The following is a 23,118-nucleotide window of genomic DNA, read 5'->3' as shown; positions in this document are numbered from 1 at the left end:
ATATCATATGGAAATAGGACCGCAAGTTAATAAAAATCATTCAGAGGGTCAAAAAAATCTGAAAATAGCCCTCTTTTTCAAATTTGTCTATACAAATGCATGCTGCCCTGTTGTATAACCCATCTATCTAAATACATTTCTATGAAGCGTATAGCTGTATCGTCCATATAATCTAGTTGTAATGGTGCATTCAGGTAAGGCAGCAACTAGCCACCTATTCAAACCATTCAGATCAGGATTTTACAATCCCAACTCTTTTTTTAAAAAGTAACCGGTATGGCTCTCGGCTACCCTAGCAACTGCTTCTGGGGTACCTGCTGCGACCAGATATCCTCCATCTCGTCCACCATCGGGTCCCATGTCAATTACATAATCTGCTACCTTGATCATATCGATATTGTGTTCTATAATGAGCACTGTATTGCCTTGGTCTACTAATTTTTTTAATACAGACAATAGCGCTAAAATATCTTGAAAGTGCAACCCGGTACTGGGTTCATCCAAAATATATAAGGTATCTCCTGGGCTTTTTTTGGCCAATTCGGTGGCCAATTTCACCCGTTGCGCTTCTCCTCCTGATAACGTAGTAGCATGTTGTCCCAAGGTAATGTAGCCCAGCCCTACTGCTTCTAGGGTGTGCAGCTTAACCAGTATAGAGGGATGGCTTTCAAAAAAAGGAATGGCATTCGATACCGTCATATCCAAAACATCGGAAATAGATTTGCTTTTATATTGTATTTCTAATGTTTCACGGTTGTATCGCTTGCCTTTACAGCTGTCACAGGTTACGTATACCTCTGGAAGAAAGCCCATTTCTATGCGTTGAATACCAGCGCCTTCACAAGTGGTGCAGCGGCCTTCTTTTAGATTAAAAGAAAATCTACTTGGCTTATAACCTCTTATTTTAGCTTCTGGGAGCATCGCAAAAAAGTTGCGTATGTCTACAAACATACCGGTATAGGTACTAGGATTAGAACGGGGCGTTCTACCTATAGGTGACTGATTGACCTCTATTACTTTATTAATATGGACCAATCCAGCTGCTTCTATATAGGGTAATGGTATACTTTGACTATTGTAAAGCTGTTTTTTAAGAATAGGCAAAAGGGTTTTACGAATCAACGAAGATTTTCCACTCCCTGATACCCCTGTTATGCAAACCATTAGACCCAATGGAATGGTTAAGGTTATATTTTTTAAATTATTCCCACTACATCCTGTAATGGTTAAGGTTTTACCATTGCCTTGTTTGCGATCGGATGAAAAGAGAAAGCCTTTTTTGTTGGTTAAAAATTCAGCTGTAGCGCTAGGCTGTGCTAGGAACGACTCTAAGGAACCTGCTGCCACTACTTCGCCGCCACAAATGCCTGCACGAGGCCCTATTTCAATCAGATAATCTGCTGCCAACATGATGTCCTTATCATGCTCTACTACCAATATGGTATTCCCTATATCCCTAAGCCTTTTTAAGGCATGAATAAGCCGTCCATTGTCCCGTTGATGTAGACCAATAGTTGGTTCATCAAGGATATAAAGGACCCCTAATAGTTGGGTACCTATTTGAGTAGCTAGTCTAATCCGTTGTGCTTCTCCTCCTGATAAGGTACTTAAACTTCTATTAAGATGTAAATAATGTAACCCCACATCTATTAAAAACTGCAACCGCTTGCTGATTTCTTTTATAATCTCATTGGCAATGATTTGCTGTTTGTGGGTCAATGCAGTGGATAAGGTGTCAAACCATTTTTTGAGTGTATCTAGATCCATCGAAACCAAATCAGCAATACTTTTGTCTTTAATTTTAAAAGACCGAGCGGTCGGGTTTAATCTAGTCCCGTTGCAATCTGGGCATATAACAGTATAGATCAATCCTGCTTCTAGACTACCATGCCCTGTAGCCGTTTCTCGTTCTTTTTGTTTGATGAGTGCAGTGATGATGCCTTCAAAAGGTTCCACACAATTTGCAACCACTGCAGAACGATATTTTGTAACGTTGCCAAATAACAACAAATTTAATACAGCTGAAGGAAGGACTTCAACCGGATCGGTTATTTGACATTGAAAAAACTTTAGTAAAGCCGCTATTTTTTTAAATAAAAGTGACGTTTTATAAGAGCCTAAAGGTAGAATAGCGCCATTTTGAATGCTTAGCCTTTTATCTGGAATAAGCCTATCTATATCTATTTGGGTAGTTTCACCCAATCCATCGCAAGTAGGACATGCTCCATAAGGTGTATTAAAAGAAAAAAGGTTAGGTTCTGGTGGACCATAGGCAAGTCCTGTCTCTTTATCTACTAAGTAGGTAGAAAAGTAGTAATCCTTTTGCGCAGCATCTACTACTAATAATGTCCCTTTGCCATGTTGCAGGGCCAATTTTGATCCATTGTTGATGCGATCCAATACTTTTAGATCTATGCGCATATGATCTATAATCAAAGCAATATCATGTTTTTTATGGCGGGCCAATTGTAGACGATCTGTCAATTCAACCATTACACCATTCAACCTAATTTTATTGAACCCCAGCTTAATAAAACGTTTTAAGAGTGTTTCATGATGGCCTTTTCTTCCTTTAACCAAAGGGGCCATTAAGGTAACCCTTTGCCCAGCAAAGGTGCGCAATAGATGGGCAACGATTTGCTCCTCGTCTTGGGTGACCATTTTATTACCTGTCGTATAGGCATAGGCATCGGCTACACGTGCAAAAAGCAAACGGATAAAGTCATAAATTTCAGTAGTAGTTCCTACGGTAGAGCGGGCATTCCGATGAGTTGTTTTCTGTTCAATGGCAATAACTGGACTGAGTCCATTTATTTTATCTACTTCCGGTCTAGTTAAGCTACCTAAAAAACTCCGTGCATAGGCACTAAAACTTTCTCTATATCGCCTTTGACCTTCTGCATTTATGGTATCAAAAGCCAAAGAAGATTTTCCACTACCACTTACACCTGTAATGATTACCAATTGATTGCGTGGAAAATTAACGTCAATATTTTTTAAATTGTGGGTCCTTGCACCCAGCACTTCTACATAATCAAAACCATAACGCGGTCGCGTGGCGTGATGGGTCTTTGGGATATCCATTTTATCTGCCATATGGAAAATTTAATTAGATAAAGGCTGAGCACCATTTTTCACCATTAGGCACCCTATTGGATGGCGCATAGGCCATCACATGCCAACTTGTACGCAAACAAAATACAAGCTAACCTAGCAATATTGATCGAACCATTCATCTATCCAAGCCATCGGAGGCCTTGAAACAGATCTGTTGTACAACAGTTAGATGACGCTATATATAAATAAATTGCCTGCGTAAATATAAACAGTTCTTATAAAGAAAACACAACCAACCTGAACAATAAAGATTTTAGGTACCTATTTTTTGTGTAAACTGCAACCTATCACTTAATTTAGCAAACAAACAGCTATATCCGGTATCGATTAAAATCATAATTAAACAAGTATGAATAGCATCTGTGGAATGTATATAAGCCTAATTAGGTTGGCAACCTATTGCCTACGCATCAAGTTAACGCGATACACTGCTTTTTTGATAGGTGGATGTATGTTGCCAACCATGCTACAAGCATATCATAGACCAGCTGATATCCCTAAAATAAATTTAGCTGCGTTATATGATACAGTATATACCCATTTTATGATTTTAAATCCTGGTAATCAATATACTAAGTATGTAAGAATGGTATCGTTACCTATCCATACCTTTCACCCCAAAAGTAAAGAAATGGCTATTAAGTTAAAAAGATTACTTACCCTTCAAAGTATCAATATGGAAACCGTTCCTAAAGATCCTGGCTATATGGATCCAAGGATCCATGAAAATAGATATATTTTAAATCTACCAAAGGTCTATTTAATCAAGGAAGGTCTAGCATCGCCTTATAGCAACAAAAAAATAGATTTTATAAAAATAAATCCAAGATCAGATCAATTCCATGCTTGCTTGTATCACTTTTTACCAGAAGCATTTTGTAAAAAACAGCTATTTAACTTTGAGATGTGGCAATACATTTTATGTATGGGTTGGGCGATTATGATTTGGGTTACCTATAAAATTATGCCTTATTGTTTGAAACTTATACTATACAAATGGATCCGGAATCCCAATAGTAGTTTCCATAAAAAAACATTGGCTCTAGAACGGTTCTTGATTCTAGTGGTAAATATGTACTTGTTAAAGCAAGGCTTTACCGTCTTCCAATCTGAATCTTTAGACTCTTTGATCAATCGCATTATAGATGCCTGTATTTCATTTGTAGGAATGTGTTTGGCCTATGAATGCATCAATTTAATACAATATAAGCTAAAGATTGACAAAAAACATCATAAGTTTATGATCCATATTTTGCCTCTTTTTAGCATAACCGCTAAAATTATTGTAGGAATTGTGGGTTTGATAAAAATAGTTGAAAACCTTGGATTTAAAACAGAATCCTTCGTTCAAGCACTTTCTGTTAGCACACTGGGTCTTACTTTAGCTTGTCAAGATACAATTAAAAATCTTTTTGGATCATTGATGATTACAATGGATCGACCTTTTAGTGTAGGTGATGAAATTGTTTGTGGAGGCATTCGTGGGAAAGTAGAAGAAGTGGGGTTACGTTCCACTTTATTGCGTACGAGGCAAGGATCTTTGGTTTACATACCCAACGCAAAATTAGCTGATGCCTATATTGATAACTTCGGTAAAAGAACGGCACGAATGGTTTCTTTGGAAGTGCCGATTGGGTACGCTGTATCTTTGGAATCCTTGCAAAGATTTACAAAAGCATTACGGGAAATTGCCGATGCGCAACCATTGGTACAACCAGAAAAAACAACCATATACCTTGACAAAATGAATGAAAATGGATTTATAATTATTTTTAATTTCCATTTAGATACTACTGAAAGCAGTCTAGAGCATGCCTGTAAAAATAGGGTCATAACGCTTATCTTAGAACGTGCCCATCAACTTGATATACGCTTAGGATATGATAAGCGGTTTTTTGCTTCTACACTTCATTAAGCGTTGCATCCAGTGCGTAAATTAGATCTTGCCCATCTTCAATTCCACAAGATACACGTATAAAACCTTTGGTTATACCAATGGATTGCAGTTGTGTAGCATCCATGGTTCCATTGGACATTACAATCGGATACGAGATCAAACTTTCTACGCCACCTAAATTAGCGCCAAAACTCCATGGACGACGCAGTGACTGTATAAATTTGCTACTGGCATCTGCTACACCTTTCAATACAAAGTATAACATTCCACCATGTAATCCATTTTTATGTTGTCTATCGGCTAATCCTTTTTGTGGAAAACAAAGCAATCCTGGATAGCCTACTTTTTCTATCTTAGGATGGCTTGCTAAAAATGTAGCAATTTGTGTTGCATTTTTAGACTGCTCTCGTATGCGTAAGTGCATGGTCTTGATGGATTGTAAGGTAAAAAAAGCGACCATAGGACTCATAATACTTCCATGTCTATTTCTATAGGTAAAAATTTGATTTCCATCTTTTTCAGATGCACAAGCTACTGCGCCACCAATGGTTATATTATGTCCGTCATAGTATTTGGTGGTAGATTGAATAACTATATCTACATCAAATTCCAACGGGCAAACTACCATAGGTGAGGCCAGTGTACTATCACAGACATGTTTGGCACCTACTTGATGGGCCAATCGACTCACAGTGGCTAAGTCGGTCAAAGCAAGGGTAGGATTGGTCGGATATTCTGAAAAAATCAGTTTGGTATTGGCTTGTATAGCTGCTTCTATCGCTGCTAGATTTGTAAAATCTACAAAAGAAAAAGTTACGCCCAGTTCACCAAAAAGGTCGCGGGCTAATTCTTGTGTAGTGCCATAACAACCATTTGAGAGGATACAGTGGTCGCCATGGCGTAAAAAAGTGGCCATAGTGGTAACAATAGCCGCCATACCCGAGCCAAAACAATAAGCCACTGCTGCTTTTTCTAAAGCAGCCACCTTTGCTTCCAGTACCGCAACCGTAGGATTTTTTGAACCAGAATAGGAGTGCCCTTTTTCTAGATAGGTTTCAATCGAGGCTTGTACAAATACAGATGATTGAAAAATAGGCGTAAGTATAGCACCCGTATGGGGTTCTGGCTCTACACCAGCATGTACCATTTCAGTAGCTACTTGTAAATGTTTGGTAGCCCATTTATGGGGACCAGAAAAGGATAGTCGATTGGGCATGGTATAAAAAGTAATATCAAAAGCAATGGGTTTGCAATAGTATCTTTAAGATTGGCTGCAAATTAAAAAAAATAGCTGTGAAAAGAAAAATAGGTCTCCGCCTATATCAAAAATAGCATCTCGGATTACCAATAGTATTGGTAGCTTGAATGGTAATAATGTTATCTCTTTGGCTTACCACCCAAAGTGTATTCAGACTGCTAAACATAGGGTTAAAGCTATGTGCAATTTTTTTGTTTTTAGATGCGCAATGGTTAAAAACCAATTTTAAAATTGGATAAAAAAGCAATTCATTTGGTATAAAGTCCTTAAAAATATTTAGATTTATTAACCAAACATCTTGATTATATATGAAAATCCATTCTGTTCGTCTTGTATCCAGTAGTGCGCGTTACCAAGCATGTCCCCGTGAGGCCAGACCAGAAGTTGCTTTTATAGGCCGTTCCAATGTAGGAAAATCCTCTTTAATTAATGCCCTTTTGCAACGAAAACAATTGGCCAGGGTGTCTAAAATGCCTGGAAAAACAAAACTGATCCATCATTTTTTGGTCAACAACCAAATCTATTTTGTAGATCTTCCAGGATATGGATGGGCACAAGTAGGGCGTGCGACAAAAATACAATGGGAAAAAATGTTACAAAGCTATCTTTTGTATAGACCCAATATGGTTACAGTTTTTTTGTTAATGGATGCGAAAATTGGTCTGCAATCCATTGACCTTGGATGTATAGGATGGCTAGGGGTACATCGCATTCCTTTTGTCATTGTACTTACAAAAGCAGATAAAAAAAATAAAAGGGTGGTTCAAAAACACTATATGGCCCTAACGGCTACTTTACAAGAAGACTGGGCCACCATACCACCCATTTTTATGGTTTCTGCACATGATAGGGTAGGGCTGGAAAACCTTCTAGACTATATTCAAATGGTTACACAATCCCAAAAGGGAGATTAAAAGGATGCTACCAAAACTTCTTAACATAACCAAAACTTATACCAAAAAGGGCCAGATTGGTAGATCCTGTTTGTAAAGGTTGTTGATAAAGCTTGGCATGCATGTTGTAAACTTTTGAAATCCGATAAGAAATTTCCCAATCATTGATAAAACGAGAGTGTTGCCCTACCGTACTAGAAAGTTTCAGATCCTCTGACAGCAGTAGATAACGCACTGTAATCTTTGTTCTTTGCAATATATTTTGGTCCTGATGCTCCAATTGATGTATTCCTAGATCGGTTTCTATTGCTAGATTGGGATGGATGATTTTGGAGGCCATATCCTGTATCCTTTGCGAAAGCAAGTCATTGAGACTATTGTTTAATGCAGCCCAGCCATCTATTTTTTTGTCATCATAGATTCTTTTAGCTATTATCAGACTTAAAATTTGAGTATTCAGATAGTGTTTGTCTAATAATGCCTTTGCGGCACATGCTTCTAGCGCCGTATTTAGTTCAAAATCCATACTTTTTACCGGAAAGAAAAGTTGATAAGTAATATGTGGATGGGTCAACTTTCCATATGCAGAAAGAGAAATTTTTACTGGAATGAGGCGCTTGTCATTACTTTGAGGGTATAATGCTGTTACAGATGCCATTTGCGTGTAGGATGCTTCAATATGGACCATACCTTCTTGTGGATAACCGTTAAAATTGACTTGGCTATTAGGTGCAATGGTAAATGTTTTTTGAATGAGATTATAAACAGAAATGGTATAGGTACCATTTTGAAAGAGGTAATTGCCCATTACATATGGCTTACGATTGGTGCCTACTTCTAGTTGAATCTCGGCAGTGCCTTGCCCTTGTAAGCTATCGCTCATATTGGGATTAGAGCCAAATAACACTTGAACCTTTACAGTGGGTTGTATGTTTAGGTCAAGGATTAATTTAATCATTGCGCCATCTTCATTTTGACAGGGTTGATCTGTCTGGTTTTTCGCTTTCTTATAAATAAACTGTACCAATTTTGTTGTATTATCTATATTTTCTTTATCGTGTGCCACAATTGTAAAGGCACCTTGGTCAGTTGTAGCCTTTATTTTAACCAGTAAATTGTAGATAGAACCTTCCATTTGTAAAGTCCCAGTAGCATATAGGTCTCCATAGAAGTCGGGATTATGGGTTCGAGTGGTATGCAGCAGATGAAAAGTTTCCATACGACCTCCAAACATTAAAGGAAATCCATTTTCTAGTGCAACATATCCAGATAAGCTCATTCGTCCTGATGCATCATCTCGAAAATCAAGTTGGGTCAGGTATAAGCGATTCTCTCGAATCTTAATGGGGCCAGTTGCTTGGCAACAACTGTTTAAGTAGTTAATGGTAAATTGTCCTTGATCTATTCGTCCTTTTCCATTTATTTTAGGTGCACTGAGCAGACCAGTTAGTTGAAATGTACCACTTAGTTTGCCCTGTATATCTGAACAAGCAGATTCAAATAACGGATTGAGTAGTTGTAGATCCATTTGGTTAAATCTAGTGGTAATCGCTAAGTTATCAGCAGGATGGGTGAGGTAATAATTTCCCTCTATCTCCACCAATCGTTGAGCTGCTTTTTCCAGCATGCCTCTTAACGCTAGTTTGTTTTCTAATACATTCCAATCTACCTTTAGGGTACCTAGCGGATAGTCTTGAATGGTTGCTTCTTCTATACGTAAGCTACCAGTTGGAATAAGCTGATTTTTTTGGGCTATGAGTTTTGCCTCTATAATGCCTTTAATCGGACCTACTGATGCGTCATAGTGTAAGGGAAGATGGCGTATGGTGCAATATAAGGGCGTTGTAGTAGCTGATTGAGTAAGGCTACCGTCCATGAAAATAGATGCTTGACCGTTGGTTATGGATAGCGCTCCAATGTCTATGACCGTTTTGGAAATAAAACTGGGCCTTTTTGCTTGTATGGTCCATATTTGTCCTTTAGTGGTTAGGCTAGAAGGGAGTAGATCTATTGCTATCCCACCATCTCTCAGGGTACCTGCACAGGCTATGGACAGATGACTATGTTGGTGGACCAATCTATTTAAAAAGGTAAATTTATCTTTGTCCATCCGGAATTGAAGGTCTAGATCATCTGTTTGAACCATGGAATGCCAATCCTGTTTGTCTGAAGCAATGAATAGTTGCACCAAGCGCTTTTTAACATCCATGAGGTGACCGATGTTGAGTTTTACTTTGATATTTGTGAAACTAAACTGCTTAAAACGGAAGGTGGACGCATGAGGTAGCGCTAAGGAAAAATCATAATCTGTATTATAGGCCAAATGACCCGAAAAAGTTGTAGCAGGAGATACATGTAGATGATTTGAAAACCAATTTAAGATTGGGTCTATCTTTTTGCAATCGATGGTGTAATGTAGATGTAATCTAGCAGGCATTGCGGCCAGATGTTCCGAATTTTTAAGTCGCGCAATGGAGTACTTTATATGACTTGCTAAGTCTTTAATGGTAAATTTTCCTTTTAGCTTACCCTCTATAAGGGAAGAAGTCAGGGTAAGCAGATCTTCTTTGCCATCTTGGAGGGCATGTAGGACAAGCTGTTTGCAGCTTACTTTTTGGGTCAATCTTTGTACCACACATTCCTTTAAGCTAATTGCTCCACGTGGACGTTCACTTAATAAATCTTTTATTTTCAACGTAAATTGTGTACTGCCTGTCAAAGGTACCGCTACCCAACCAAGTTTTTCTAGATTGATCTGTTCAATGATGCCCTTTGCCTTTAAATAGTTATTAGGCGTTATATGATAACGGCCGGCTAAGGTTAGCTTTGCGTTTGGATCTTTGCTATGTAAAGTAAAATTTACCATAGCATTGGCCACCATACAAGAGGCCTTTATCTGCTGATAGCTATAATGGTTCGTTTTTATCTTTGTTAGATCCATTACTGCATCTAGGGTATTGAAGTCGTTCCCTTGCGTTTTTATGGTCACTTTTCCAGAAAGGGCTCTAATCGGAAGAGCAGGTAGCACAGCCGCCACGGCTACCTTGTGTAAGGTTAGGTTACCCGTTACCATTTGTATCGCTTTACCTAGATGATGTAGGGTTAAATCTGTTTCTATACCACCTATATGGGTTGCAATATGCCCCCTTAAGGTAGATTTTTCAGTATTCCCTACAAAAGTGGCGTTGGTTAGACCAATGTATTGTAATCTATTCAGGTAGACCGGCATCTGCTTTTGGAGGTCACTTAGATAGACCTTACCCCTTTTTATGCCAAGCGTTGCATCCACTCCATTATAGCAGCCTGTACTTTCAATGTAGCTATCTGATGCACCAAAAACCAGTTTGCAATTTTTCCATACCATATTATGAGGCGTCAAAGAGAAGAGACCATTTAACCTATATAAAGTATGCGCCCCGTTAAAAAAATCTGAAAATTTACTTAATTCAATCGATGATAGAGCAGTTTGATGCAATACAGCCTCTAATAGAATATTTTCCTTATGGTCAAGCAAAGGAAGTTGTTCGATCTGCTTTAATGTGAAATCGCCTTGTAGGCTGCTATATTTTGTCATCAAGTGACAATTTTGTAGCACTATGTTATGGGGGGTAATGCTAAATTGGGCCATTATGTTTTTCAATACCAAAGGCAGGCCATTGGTTGTTTGGTAGGAAAGCGTCGTTAAGCTACCTGAATAATGGTCCGAAAAAAATTTAAAGTCGTTTATAGATAGATCGATATTGCCTACGCTAATATTTTGTTTTTTGATCTGATTGTCATAATATAAGTTGATTCCATGTAATGCAATCTTATCGATCGATAGTCCTGTATTGGATACGGGTATAAAGGGTACAATAGCCTTAGCATAAAACATATCCATATTCAAAGGTTGCTCTTTATGCTTTTCTAAGTAAACTGCACCTCCCTCTATTGAAATAGAATGGATCATATTGGGCTTAAGCAGAAGTAAATCCAATAGATTGAGTTGACCTTTACAGCGATGAATGGAAAATAGAGGTTTGTTTTGAGGATCTGTAACGGTTATGCCTACCAATGCAAGTTGTCGGAACCAGGTTAAGCGAAATTGATCACAGGTAATGCGGTAATGGGTAGTTTGATGAAAATAGTTGAGTAGACTACTAAGCAGTTGTTGCTGGAAAGCAGGTATATGGCATAAAGCCATAACCGTTACTAGAAGTATCGTTAGACCGTAAAAGAGCCTTTTTACTGGTTTTAAAGACCATTTTTTAATTTTACTAAAAAATTTTTTTATCTTATTCAAAATAAGTAGGATCGGTATTGAAGTTATTGGAATGGTTATGTATTGTACATGATAAGATTAATTGTATCTAAATCCAACCTCTAACTAGGTAAAAGTTTTATTCTATAGGTTATTTTACTTCGATCAAAAAATTTTCATAATATGATCAACCTGCTAAAGAGGGCATCGCGTTCAATGTAAATCCAGGTATCTTAATGAAGCAGTGTGTACACAAGCAGATAAGCTGCTTAAACTTAAATAGTCCAATGTATAGGCCTATTTTACTGTTTATCTTTTTCATAAAAATGACATTAAAATATGTAAAAACTTATTACGAATACTTATACAGTCCAAGCAGGATTATAACAACAGGATAAAGGCTTATTAAGTCCTATGGTCTGTTCTGCTTCAAGCAACTATAATCATCAAAAAGAATTAAATTATACTGCAGTATCTACTTATTTTGACTTATTAATATTAACAAAGAATAGATATCATTGCAAGCAAATTGGACTAAAAAATACAATAACAGTTCAACATATTATAACAGTCATATATAGTGCCTGTAAGAAAGATCAAATCTTGATCGATACAAAAATCATCGCCTATTTGTTCTTTGTTGACGACCCATTCAAATAGATGTTTCGTTATCTTTCAGGTAAACTTTCTTCTATTTTCAGGTTGTTAATAATAAAATCCCGCCGCTCTGGCGTATTTTTGCCCATATAAAAAGCCAATATATTTTTTAAGGCACTATGGGGCGCCAATGTAACAGGAATCAGTCGAATGGCTGCACCTATAAAATGGGCAAATTCATCAGGAGATATTTCACCTAGCCCTTTAAAACGCGTAATTTCAGGTTGTGCACCCAGTGACTGTATGGCTACCTCTTTTTCTTCTTCATTGTAGCAATAATGGGTGGTTTTTTTATTCCGTACTCTAAAAAGAGGTGTTTCTAATATATAAAGATGTCCATTGTATACAAGTTCTGGAAAAAATTGTAAAAAATAGGTTAATATCAGCAAACGAATATGCATGCCATCTACATCTGCATCTGTAGCAACAATAATTTTATTATAACGCAATCCATCCGGTCCATTGGCAATATTTAAAGCATGTTGCAGTAGGTTAAATTCTTCATTTTCATAAACTAGCTTTTTAGATTGCCCAAAGCAGTTTAAGGGCTTACCCCGCAATGAAAATACAGCTTGTGTCGCAACATTACGAGATTTAGTAATAGAACCACTTGCAGAATTCCCTTCTGTAATAAAAATGGTACTATCCAACCGATTGGGATGGCTAGAGTTAAAATGGATATGACAATCTCTTAATTTTTTATTATGTAGGTTGGCTTTTTTTGTTTTTTCATGGACTAGTTTTTTAATACCAGCTATTGCTTTACGTTCACGTTCAGACTGCAGAATACGTTTTTGTAGTATTTCGGCTATGGGTGGATTTTTGTGTAAAAAGTCATCTAATGCATTTTTTATAAAAGCAATGATAAAACTACGAATGGTTGGCCCTTCAGGACCCATTTGTTGTGAACCAAGTTTTGTTTTGGTTTGGGATTCAAAAATAGGCTCTTGGACTTTAATCGCAAGTGCAGCTATTAATCCTCCACGGATGTCCGCTCCGTCAAACTCTTTTTTGTAAAAGGTTCGTACGGTTTGCATAATGGCTTCTTTTAAAGCATTCAAATGGGCCCCTCCTTGAGGAGTAAATTGCCCATTGACAAAAGTATAATAGACCTCATTGGCAAGGGTATGATGATGTGTCAATGCTAGTTCAATATCTTGTTTTTTTAAATAGATAATCGGGTAAAGATAGCTTTCTGCAGCTGTTTTGGCTTGTAATAAATCTAAAAGCCCATTTCGAGCTTGGTATTTTTTACCATTCAGGTAAAGCATAAGCCCAGTGTTTAAAAAACTGTAATGGGCTATTTGTTCTTCTATAAATTGGGGTACAAAAGAAAATTCTTTAAAAATGGCATGATCTGGTTGGAATACCACATGGGTACCATTTGGCTCCTGAGTGGAGGAGATTTCAGATTCTTCTAAGAGCAATCCAGCGGAAAAAGTGGCTGATTTGGTTAATCCATCTCGAAAAGATTGTACTTTGCAATAGGCAGAAAGGGCGTTAACGGCTTTTATACCTACACCATTTAAACCTACAGATTTTTGAAAAGCTTGGGTGTCATATTTACCGCCTGTATTGATTTTAGAAATGCAATCTACTAATTTCCCCAATGGAATGCCTCTTCCAAAGTCTCTAATAGAAATATGTTGATTTTCAAATATTTTTATTTCAATTTTTTTTCCATAGCCCATTACAAATTCATCTACGCTGTTATCTATTACTTCTTTGAGTAGTAGGTAGATACCATCATCTGGTAGACTACCATCTCCCAATTTTCCAATATACATACCAGGGCGCAACCGAAGATGTTCTTGCCAAGATAGGGAGCGGATATTGGATTCTGTATAGTTAAGCGTGGACATAGGTAAAACAGATAGATAGAAAAATTGAACTATATCTATGTTTTCAATGGACCATCTAGTACAAGACACTCTACTGTTTCAATCAAACTTTTAGCTGCTTGGGTGAAATGATTAAAGTCTATTGTTTCTATTTTATCAGTTGCTTGATGATAATGGTTATTTCTAAGATTAGCGGTATCTGTAATCATAAAAGCAGAAAACCCTTCCAAGGAAAACGAGCCATGATCAGATCGGTACACATTTGGCATCCATCCAGGTAAGGCGACACGATGCATAGGGAACGGTTTAGGCGTTATTTGCTCATAACGTGCCATCCATTTTTTTTGAAATTCCCTTGATTTTAAGTCACCAATAACCATTAGAAAATTACCCCGATCTCCATAAAAATATTTTAACCATTTCAGATACCAAGGGTAGATTTGGCTATTGGGCTCGTTAGAGAAATAACTTATGCTTTCAAGAGATATCATACCTGTAATAACATCACCTCTGGCTTTTACTTGCTTTGCATATTGCACACTTCCCATATTACTGCAGAAATGTTTCCCTGTTTCTTCATCTACACTATAAGGACACTCTTCATTAGGAAAGGCTACTAATTTTATAGTATGTTTAATTTTTGTATTGTCTTGAGTATATATATTATACATATGCCTTGCTATTTCTATTAAAACAGCAATACCAGATCCATTGTCGTCTGCCCCTGGACTTGCAAGAACGGTGTCATAATGTGCTCCAATTACAATGCATTCGGAAGATGTGCTATTACTACCCGGGATAACTATTTCTATATTTTGTACATCAAATTTTTGATGGGTATGTGTTGCGCTATATGTCATTACATTGGTTTCGTAGCCGATCTCTTTAAAAGCATCGTCAATGTATTGAGCAGCTTGAGACAACTTTTGGTAATGTTCTTGGTCTTCTATGTTTCGTGAACCAATTGTTTTTGACAAATAAGTTATATGTTGTTTTAAGTGTTCAGATAGTACTTCATCTGACCTATCTGAGACTGTTGTATTAGAGATATCTGTATCTATATTTATAGGTGTACCTGCACCTACTCCATTAGTAGTTGTTAGGATACGTAAAGGAGTCCTGTTACAGCCAATTAATAATGTGGCAATATAAAGCTGATATTTGCCATATACCTTGAAAATAGTCATAAACATTACCAATGATTCTATTGCGTAAAAATTAAGAGGTCTATTGAGTGGACAGTGAACAAATAGCTAAACGAAGTTTTGTAATAAAACTATTTAGTTAAAAGATTTAAATTGAATATAAAATAATATTATGTTTTTTACTAAAAGTTGTCGCTTACCATAGCCCAATGAAAACAGAAAAACAACCTTTACGTAAGTGCAATTATCCAGCTAAAAAATAGTGGTTACGCAACACCACCCATCGTCCGTTGTTGTTGCTGGAAAAAGGTCAAAGCTTCTAGTAGATCCTCTTTTTTAAAGTCTGGCCAATATAAATTGGTAAAATATATTTCTGAATAAGCACATTGCCAAGGGAGAAAATTGCTTATTCGTTTTTTACCACCTGTACGTATCAATAAGTCAATATCAGGCAAGTGTCCTGTATTCAAATATTGCTGATAGGTAGTGGGCGTAATTTTAGCGCGATGGTTCTTTGCAAATTTTATAAAATTCTCAAAACGAGAATTTTTATTAAACCCTTTATGTAAAAAATCATCCACTATTTTAATCAAAAAATCATTTGCTATCGCCTCAGAGGCAGCTACTATTTCTGCTTTCCCTCCATAGTTAATGGCAACGGTCAAATGTAACCTAGTGTTATCCTTTGTAAGGTCTATCACCTCTTTTAATCTATTCCAGCAATAACTAGGTATCCCTGCTGTATCCCCCACTACACGGAATTTAACATTATATTTTGTAAAAAGGTTGATGTGGTCAACAATGCTTTTCGTAATCGTTCGAAAAATGTTATGTACCTCTGGTGTGGGTCGGCTCCAATTTTCAGTAGAAAAAGCATAAAGGGTTAAATAGGTGATCCCGTGCTCTAAACATCCAGTTATTGCTTCAATGACCGCCTTTTTTGAATTTTTATGTCCATAAGATCTGTCGCCTATTGCTTTTATGCCCCACCTGCCATTACCATCCATGATAATCCCAATATGTCTTGGCTTTTTGGCTAAGCTAGGTAGTACATGTAGATCATACTTATTGGAGGAAGCTGTATATCCAGGTAGGAGTGTAAATAGCAATATCCAGTTTCTAAAAACCCTTCTGAATACAATGGCTACAGTAAGTAAAAATCTTTTTTTTTTGTCTGCCATAGCAGGAAACAGGGTATACATCTGATATAAGAATCTTTTAGCTTAAATGAACATCGCCCCACACCGTTCGGAAAAAAGTATAGAAGTAAAACTTCCAAAAACTATAGGTGTAGAGAAGAGTCAAGTTTAAGTAAAAATATCATACGATCAAAACAATATTGGGTTTACTTTCCCTATATATTTAGTATAGAGCTATTGGTTAACAGCCCTATTTAGCTGGAGTGTACCTGGGTTGCTCCATTGAAATATATTTGATAATATTTTGGATTAATGTCGAATGATCATTATTTCCTTGATTGACCTGAATATAGGGACATAGTTTCAGTTCGAGCGTTTGTTCATAAGCCTTTTTAATGGCTTCAAAACGCTTTTGAGACATTTGGTCAAACGCGTCCCGGTTGCTTCTGGACTGGTTGCGCAATTGAAAAGTATCAAAGTCTATATCACAGTATATACATAGATCTGGCATTAAACTAGAAAAAATACGATGTGTCGTTAAAAAAGGGGCCCAATAATCTGGTTGGTGCGTTAATTGATAGGCTATAGTAGAAAAAATAAATCGATCAAAGATCAGTACATCTGCTGCTCCTACCAGTGCTTCCTTAGCAATCAGTTCATGGCGTGCGGCTAAGAATAGAAAAAATTCTGTAATAGGGTGGGCATCTTCATTTTTAATGGTTAAGATAGTGTCCCAAATCAATTGCGCATTTTTACTCCCTTTGGGATCATGCAGCAACTTTACATGATAAGATTGATTGATTAAACTAGCTTGTATTTGATGTGCCAAAGTCGTTTTGCCAGCAAAATCTACCCCTTCAATAACTAACGTAAATATCCTACGTTGTGTAGGGGTGATCCGATTTTCCATATACTTTATGATTAAGGGTAAAGAATAAATGCTGTCTCATAAAAATACAAATAAATCTACCATTCATTATGAAGTTAAATTTCTTTAAAATTAAGTATATTGCAACGCTACCATTCAGTTATACAGTAATGCTGGAATAATTTTATACATGATGAGCACGCTTCAAGATTTTCTTTCCTGCTCTGATCCAAATGTACGCAATGTATTATTGGGCACCATTTTGCTGAGTACCAGTAGCGCTATGATTGGCGTATTAGCGCTTCTAAAAAGAAAGACGCTGATCAGTGATGCGATTGCACATGCGGTACTTCCTGGTAGCTGTTTGGCTTTTTTGCTAACTGGAAATAAAAACTCTATCTGGCTTATTATCAGTGCTTTTATTACAGGTTGGTTGGCTTCTATAGCCATTGATCAGATCACTACCCATTCAAAAATAAAGTTAGATGCCGCCATTGCTATTGTGGCTTCCATAGCTTTTGGATTGGGTAGTTTTTTGTTATCTATGCTGCAACATAATGGCCAAGCTGGCCAAGGTGGGTTAAAGTCCTTTTTATTAGGCAGTGCTGCTACGTTACTACAAGAAGATGTGGTTGCATTGCTCTGGTTGAGTGGCATTATTATAGTAGTTTTAATTTTGTTCTTCAAAGAATTTATGCTTATTGCCTTCGACCGTCTTTTTGCGCAGTCCATAGGCCTTCCTATTAAAAAAATAAATTTTTTGTTTACCAGTTTAATGGTACTGGCTATTGTAATTGGCATCAGGGCAGTAGGGGTAGTATTAATGAGTGCGATGCTTATTACGCCATCTACTACTGCACGATTCTGGACAGGAAAAATTGCTTATATCATGCTGTTTGCTATGTTGATTGCGGTCTTTGCTTCCTTAGTAGGAACTTTTATTTCCTATACCATTCCTTCTATGCCTACTGGACCTTGGATTGTAGTAATTATGTCACTTATAGCTTATTCCTCTTTTCTTGTTGCTTGGTGTGGCCGCATATTCAAAAAAAAAGGATAAAGATATCATAATATGATGCAGCTTACCCTGCCTTCGTTTGATTATAAAACTAAGCAAGTTTTAAATAAAACCTATATTTTAGATCTGGTTCGTAAAAAATATGTATTGCTAACCCCAGAAGAATGGGTCCGTCAACATATGTTGCATTATTTGATTCACTACTGCTCCTATCCTAAAGGGTTGTGCTGCTTAGAGAAAAGAATATATAACGGAATGAGCTATTATAGACCTGATATTATGGTATGCGATAAATTTGGTGTTACTAAAATGGTGGTAGAATGTAAAGCGCACTATATCAAACTAACCGATAAAACTTTAGGGCAAATGATGCAATACAATCGACAGCTTATGGTAAATTATTTACTGGTAACGAATGGGATTACTCATTTTTGTTGGCAGTGGGAAGAAGATTTAGGCTGTTTTCAGGCAATAAACTATATTCCAGTCTATCAAACATGCGCAATCGCTAGATGACCTGTTTGTACCAGTAAATATGATTTTTAGTTACCCATAGATCCAAGTTTTCAACTCTATTACAACGCTCTGGATTTACAATAATCCTAATCCAGCATTGACCTTTTTAGACGGTTGAATAGATTTTGCTGGATTACCAAGTAAGACATCACCCTTTTTTACATTTCCTAATACAACTGATCCAGCACCAATACTGGCTCCCTTTTGAATGGTAACACCTGAAATAATAGTAACGCCCATGCCAATAAAAACTTCTTCTTCCAAAGTGACCTGGCTACCTATAATACTCCCAGCGCCTATCTCTACCCAATCATGAATATGGGTTTCTGATTCAATGATCACCCCATTGTGTAGTATACAGTGGTTGCCTATAGTTACCTCTGAAGCCAAACAAACTTCTGTACCTATGTAATTGCCCTGCCCTAGTTGAGTGGCATCAGCCATAATAACAGATGGATGAATAGCAGAGATTGGGATAGCGTCTTGTTGTGTCCTTAAAAAGTTTAAGCAGTCTTTTCTTTTTTCCATAGGGCGATAGGCGATAAAATAAGGACAGGCTTCATTGAGTAGCCTAAGAAAAGCTGGATCATTTGTACCACCTAACACAGGAATATTTTGTATGGTGCTACAATGCCATTTGGTTTGATCTTCTAGAATGCCATACACCATTAAATTATTTTTTTGAAAAATATCTAAAGATCCTTTTGTAAGATCACATACGCCAAAAACAATGATTCCTTGCATCTATATGGTTTAATATTAATGAGTACGTTTTAAACTATATTGTAATTTTATTATGATCATCTATTAAAATTGTATAATTTTTACATTTTTACCTTAAAATTTACCTAAAGTAGATCAGAAAAATAGGCATGACACATTCATAAAAAAACTTTTAGTGTATACAATGCCTCACCCTATTACTAACTTTTAAGTTTACATCTTCTCTGGCAATTCAATGGTTAAAAGTGCCATGCTCTTTTTGAGCACCTTACCTACACAAAAGGAAAGCAATAGTCTAATCGCTCTGGTATTAGCATTAGATTCCCGGAATATTAGATGACTTGCATAAAATTTGTTGTAAGTTTTCGCTAGCTCTAAAGCGTAATGGGCTATTACAGAGGGCATGTAGGCTGCTGCAGCTTCCTCTATCGTTTCTGGTAACCTATACAATTGGAAAATAAGGTTCTGTTCTAAGGGGCTAAGCGAACCAGTTGTTGATCCATCTAGTGGAACCTTTGGAACGGATGCTGCTTTTCGGGTTAGTGAACAAATTCTAGCATAGGTATACTGAATAAATGTACCAGTATCGCCCTGTAGATCAATAGATTCATTAGGGTTAAATAACATCTTTTTTTGAGGTGAAACCCGTAGTAAGAAGAATTTTAAGGCACCTATTGCCAAAGTATGGTGTAATTTCTGTAGCCCTTCCTGGGCACATTTGGTAACTTTATCAGTAGTCTCCATATAGTGCCCAACTGTATCAATCATTTCTTGTATAAGGTTATCCGCATCTACTACGTTTCCCTCTCTAGATTTCATTTTACCGTCTGGTAGATCCACCATCCCGTAGGGAAAATGGTGCATAGAAGATGCATAAGGTCTGCCCAATTCGGTCATAATAGCAAATAAGACCTTAAAATGATAGCTTTGTTCATTGCCGACCACATAAATCATTTGATCAAAATGATAATCTGCATAACGTAAATCAGCTATTCCTAGATCTTGTGTAATATATACAGCTGTTCCATCGTTCCGCAACAAAACCTTTTCTCCTAAACCTTGTTTGGATAGGTCAACTGTAATGGCTCCATCTTCTCTTTTGTAAAATATTTGTTGATGCAAACCCTCTTCTATAATCGTTTTACCTAGTAAATAAGCCTCAGATTCATAATAAATCTTATCAAACGTAATGCCCAATTCAGCATAAGTCGCGTTGAATCCATCGTAGACCCAGCCATTCATTTTTTTCCATAGTGCTATTACATCAGGGTTGCCTTTTTCCCATTCCACCAACATATTTTGTGCCCGTTGCAAAATAGGGGGTACCGTTGCATCTTCCCCATTTTTTTCCATAAGCGCCTGTTCTGCTTTATATACTTGGTCAAATTTTACATAATACTTTCCTACTAAATGGTCTCCCTTTATGCCGGTACTTTCTGGTGTTTCATCTTCGCCAAATTCTTGGTAAGCCACCATAGATTTACAGATATGGATGCCACGGTCATTAATGAGGTTCACTTTATGGATGGTATATCCAGCCGCATCTAATATAGCGGCCAAAGAGCTGCCTAAAAAATTATTACGCAAATGACCCAAATGTTGCGGTTTATTAGTATTAGGAGAGGAAAATTCTACCACTATATGGCGCATCCGTCTGGCCAAACAACCGTAAGTCGAATCTGCTGCAATAGTAGTTAAAATGGACAGCCAAATGGCATCATGAAGCACAAGGTTTAAAAAACCACTTATCACATTATAACTGGCTATTAGATTGGTATGGGTTTGTAGCCATTGGCCTATTTGATGGGCCAATTCAGTAGGTAGTGCATTACATCTTTTAGAAAAAGAAAATACAGGGAATGAAAAAGTACCTTCAAATTCTTTTCTGGTAACCTGTACGCTACAAGCTTCTTCCGATAAAGGTAGATCATAAATGGCTAGAAATGCTTGTTGTATAGCTTGTCTAAGTTTAGGTACCAGCTTTATGGAGTGTCCGTCAAAAGGCATAAGGTAAAGTTTATCTGATTTTACGTAAAATTAGAAATTTATAACGTGGTTATGGATTTATTTGTTTGATTTACACATACTTTAATAGAGAATTTTATTGGTATGGTTACTACAAATTAGCTATTTTACTTGATTGTATCAAGTAATTTTTTAATATCAAAACTTGATAATCAAAATAATTTGTATAAAAATGTTCTTAATACAACTGCTTATAAATAAATGTTATTACATTTTTATAGTTGATTATTATATTAAAAAATATTACATTCCAGAACGTATTAAATTATGTTTTTGGTTTAAAAATTTAGTATATATTTTCTACTACCCCAAGATTATTGCTTTATTTAAAAAGATTAATACATATGTCATGATTGTTGTTTTTAGCTAGATCAAGAGGGGTTTTACCCAAAGTATTTTTTATTTTGGTTGCAATCCTTTCATCTTGTATTAACGCTTTACAGACTTCTACATGACCGTTATATGCTGCCATATGTAGTGGAGTATGACCATTTTTAGATTGTAAATTCACTTTAATATCTTTATTGGCTAGTAATTCTTTTACCACTTCTAGATGACCTATACGTGCTGCCATATGTAATAGAGTCATACCAGCTTTATGTTGTAAATTCAGCTTCATACCCTTATTGGCTAGTAATTCTTTTACCACTTTTATATGACTATTTTCTGCTGCTATATATAGTGGAGTCTCACCATCGTTACATTGTAAATTCACTTTAATATCTTTATTGGCTAGTAATTCTTTTACCACTTTTACATGACCCTCTTGTGCTGCTATATATAATGGAGTCCAACCATTGTTATGTTGTAAATTCAGCTTAATACCCTTATTGGCTAGTAATTCTTTTACCACTTCTAAATGACCCATATCTGCTGCCATATGTAGTGGAGTCCAATCATATTCATCTTCTAAATTCAGCTTAATACCCTTATTGGCTAGTAATATTTTTACCACTTCTATATGACCTTTATAGGCTGCCGTATGTAGTGGAGTCTTACCATCGTTACATTGTAAATTCACCTGAATATCTTTATTGGCTAGTAATTCTTTTACCACTTTTACATGACCCTCTTGTGCTGCTATATATAATGGAGTCCAACCATTGTTATGTTATAAATTCACCTGAATACCTTTATTGGCTAGTAATATTTTTACCACTTCTATATGACCTTTATAGGCTGCCGTATATAGTGGAGTCTCACCATTGTTATTTTGTAAATTCACCTGAATACCTTTATTGGCTAGTAATTCTTTTACTACTTCTACATGACCCTCTTGTGCTGCTATATGTAATGGAGTATCACCATCTTTATCTTTCGCATTTACATCAACCTCAGGTTTATTAAGTAAAGCTTCTACTGCTTGTACATCACCATTTTTAACTAGTACATGTAGCATAACATTCCTTTCTACTGGTGATAAATATGAATCAGCATAACCATAAATCGGAAGTGAAAAAAATAAAAGAACTCTATACAGTAGTAGGGATATGCTATAAGCGTTAATATACGCAATATGTTTTTTATACATCTATACAAAAATATTTAATATGGTAAGACGATAATTTATATAAACAATAAAGTATAGAAGTCAATATTTAATCTTATAGTCAGTACAAATTATAACTTATAGTTATCGTTTAAGTTTAGTGTGTCAGATTTTCTTTTAATATATGTGCTTTGGTTATATTTTTCAAATACTAATTTTTTACTATCCTCCCAAGTTTGTATACGTGTTTTACCATAACAATTGTAATAAACTTTTATTATCTTGTGGCCCA

14 protein-coding genes and 2 pseudogenes are annotated in these 23,118 nt (G+C 36.4%); 4 read left to right on the top strand and 12 right to left on the bottom strand.

The window, feature by feature from the left end:
• Nucleotides 1-240 precede the first annotated feature (240 nt).
• A complete protein-coding gene (uvrA, locus tag AL022_RS01025; RefSeq protein WP_101677510.1) occupies nucleotides 241-3,084 on the bottom strand; it encodes an excinuclease ABC subunit UvrA in 2,844 nt (947 codons plus the stop codon).
• A gap of 421 nt (nucleotides 3,085-3,505) precedes the next feature.
• On the opposite strand from uvrA, the gene AL022_RS01020 reads away from it, so the two are divergent.
• Nucleotides 3,506-5,032 (top strand): mechanosensitive ion channel family protein, encoded by a 1,527-nt coding sequence (locus tag AL022_RS01020; RefSeq protein ID WP_158309907.1) that lies wholly within the window; start codon nucleotides 3,506-3,508, stop codon nucleotides 5,030-5,032.
• Here the strand turns inward: AL022_RS01020 and AL022_RS01015 are convergent.
• Nucleotides 5,019-6,230 carry a trans-sulfuration enzyme family protein gene (locus tag AL022_RS01015; protein ID WP_014934373.1) on the bottom strand — a complete coding sequence of 404 codons (1,212 nt, stop codon included), beginning with the start codon at nucleotides 6,228-6,230 and terminating at the stop codon, nucleotides 5,019-5,021. The two genes, AL022_RS01020 and AL022_RS01015, sit on opposite strands and share 14 nt — an antisense overlap.
• A 350-nt stretch (nucleotides 6,231-6,580) precedes the next feature.
• On the opposite strand from AL022_RS01015, the gene yihA reads away from it, so the two are divergent.
• The gene (yihA, locus tag AL022_RS01005; RefSeq protein ID WP_014934372.1) at nucleotides 6,581-7,186 is read left to right on the top strand and encodes a ribosome biogenesis GTP-binding protein YihA/YsxC; all 606 of its coding nucleotides are present in this window, start codon (nucleotides 6,581-6,583) and stop codon (nucleotides 7,184-7,186) included.
• Between the two features lie 7 nt (nucleotides 7,187-7,193).
• Here the strand turns inward: yihA and AL022_RS01000 are convergent, their stop codons facing one another.
• From AL022_RS01000 to tmk, 5 genes are all read right to left on the bottom strand, one after another.
• Nucleotides 7,194-11,348, bottom strand: a complete 4,155-nt coding sequence (locus tag AL022_RS01000; protein WP_014934371.1) for a translocation/assembly module TamB domain-containing protein — start codon at nucleotides 11,346-11,348, stop codon at nucleotides 7,194-7,196.
• Nucleotides 11,349-12,073: 725 nt separating this feature from the next.
• Entirely contained in the window at nucleotides 12,074-13,924 is a 1,851-nt protein-coding gene (locus AL022_RS00990; protein ID WP_014934369.1) for a DNA topoisomerase IV subunit B, read from the bottom strand.
• A 35-nt stretch (nucleotides 13,925-13,959) separates the two neighbouring features.
• Nucleotides 13,960-15,090, bottom strand: a complete 1,131-nt coding sequence (locus tag AL022_RS00985; protein ID WP_014934368.1) for a M28 family peptidase — start codon at nucleotides 15,088-15,090, stop codon at nucleotides 13,960-13,962.
• A 224-nt stretch (nucleotides 15,091-15,314) separates the two neighbouring features.
• The gene (uppS, locus tag AL022_RS00980) at nucleotides 15,315-16,229 is read right to left on the bottom strand and encodes a polyprenyl diphosphate synthase (RefSeq protein WP_158309906.1); all 915 of its coding nucleotides are present in this window, start codon (nucleotides 16,227-16,229) and stop codon (nucleotides 15,315-15,317) included.
• Nucleotides 16,230-16,437: 208 nt separating this feature from the next.
• Nucleotides 16,438-17,097, bottom strand: coding sequence for a dTMP kinase (tmk, locus tag AL022_RS00975; protein WP_014934366.1), 660 nt, complete (start codon nucleotides 17,095-17,097; stop codon nucleotides 16,438-16,440).
• Between the two features lie 151 nt (nucleotides 17,098-17,248).
• Here tmk and AL022_RS00970 point away from each other — a divergent pair, with 151 nt between their 5' ends.
• Both AL022_RS00970 and AL022_RS00965 read left to right on the top strand, forming a co-directional pair.
• On the top strand, nucleotides 17,249-18,115 hold the full coding sequence (locus AL022_RS00970; RefSeq protein ID WP_014934365.1) for a metal ABC transporter permease: 867 nt from the start codon (nucleotides 17,249-17,251) through the stop codon (nucleotides 18,113-18,115).
• 12 nt (nucleotides 18,116-18,127) lie between these two features.
• A complete protein-coding gene (locus AL022_RS00965; protein ID WP_014934364.1) occupies nucleotides 18,128-18,589 on the top strand; it encodes a type I restriction enzyme HsdR N-terminal domain-containing protein in 462 nt (153 codons plus the stop codon).
• A gap of 75 nt (nucleotides 18,590-18,664) precedes the next feature.
• Here AL022_RS00965 and AL022_RS00960 read toward each other — a convergent pair whose 3' ends face one another.
• The 5 genes and pseudogenes from AL022_RS00960 to AL022_RS04655 form a co-directional block, all read right to left on the bottom strand.
• Entirely contained in the window at nucleotides 18,665-19,333 is a 669-nt protein-coding gene (locus AL022_RS00960) for an LbetaH domain-containing protein (protein ID WP_014934363.1), read from the bottom strand.
• 192 nt (nucleotides 19,334-19,525) lie between these two features.
• The gene (gene argS / locus AL022_RS00955) at nucleotides 19,526-21,319 is read right to left on the bottom strand and encodes an arginine--tRNA ligase (protein ID WP_014934362.1); all 1,794 of its coding nucleotides are present in this window, start codon (nucleotides 21,317-21,319) and stop codon (nucleotides 19,526-19,528) included.
• Between the two features lie 340 nt (nucleotides 21,320-21,659).
• Nucleotides 21,660-22,433: pseudogene (locus AL022_RS00950) on the bottom strand (ankyrin repeat domain-containing protein); the annotation flags it as partial.
• Nucleotides 22,434-22,448: 15 nt separating this feature from the next.
• Nucleotides 22,449-22,736: an ankyrin repeat domain-containing protein gene (locus AL022_RS00945; protein ID WP_158309905.1), complete on the bottom strand. Its 288-nt coding sequence runs from the start codon at nucleotides 22,734-22,736 to the stop codon at nucleotides 22,449-22,451.
• A gap of 221 nt (nucleotides 22,737-22,957) precedes the next feature.
• Nucleotides 22,958-23,086: pseudogene (locus AL022_RS04655) on the bottom strand (IS481 family transposase); the annotation flags it as partial.
• Between the last annotated feature and the right edge of the window lie 32 nt (nucleotides 23,087-23,118).

Source organism: Cardinium endosymbiont cEper1 of Encarsia pergandiella (assembly GCF_000304455.1).
GTDB lineage: Bacteria > Bacteroidota > Bacteroidia > Cytophagales > Amoebophilaceae > Cardinium.
This window is presented reverse-complemented; position numbering and strand designations above follow the sequence as displayed.

Coding starts and splice junctions, on each gene's coding strand:
- AL022_RS01000 (WP_014934371.1), bottom strand. CDS start 11,348: ATGGCTTTATGCCATATACCTGCTTTCCAGCAACAACTGCTTAGTAGT.
- AL022_RS00990 (WP_014934369.1), bottom strand. CDS start 13,924: ATGTCCACGCTTAACTATACAGAATCCAATATCCGCTCCCTATCTTGG.
- AL022_RS00960 (WP_014934363.1), bottom strand. CDS start 19,333: ATGCAAGGAATCATTGTTTTTGGCGTATGTGATCTTACAAAAGGATCT.
- AL022_RS00965 (WP_014934364.1), top strand. CDS start 18,128: ATGATGCAGCTTACCCTGCCTTCGTTTGATTATAAAACTAAGCAAGTT.
- AL022_RS00985 (WP_014934368.1), bottom strand. CDS start 15,090: ATGACTATTTTCAAGGTATATGGCAAATATCAGCTTTATATTGCCACA.
- yihA (WP_014934372.1), top strand. CDS start 6,581: ATGAAAATCCATTCTGTTCGTCTTGTATCCAGTAGTGCGCGTTACCAA.
- AL022_RS01015 (WP_014934373.1), bottom strand. CDS start 6,230: ATGCCCAATCGACTATCCTTTTCTGGTCCCCATAAATGGGCTACCAAA.
- uppS (WP_158309906.1), bottom strand. CDS start 16,229: ATGGCAGACAAAAAAAAAAGATTTTTACTTACTGTAGCCATTGTATTC.
- argS (WP_014934362.1), bottom strand. CDS start 21,319: ATGCCTTTTGACGGACACTCCATAAAGCTGGTACCTAAACTTAGACAA.
- AL022_RS00970 (WP_014934365.1), top strand. CDS start 17,249: ATGAGCACGCTTCAAGATTTTCTTTCCTGCTCTGATCCAAATGTACGC.
- uvrA (WP_101677510.1), bottom strand. CDS start 3,084: ATGGATATCCCAAAGACCCATCACGCCACGCGACCGCGTTATGGTTTT.
- tmk (WP_014934366.1), bottom strand. CDS start 17,097: ATGGAAAATCGGATCACCCCTACACAACGTAGGATATTTACGTTAGTT.
- AL022_RS00945 (WP_158309905.1), bottom strand. CDS start 22,736: ATGCTACATGTACTAGTTAAAAATGGTGATGTACAAGCAGTAGAAGCT.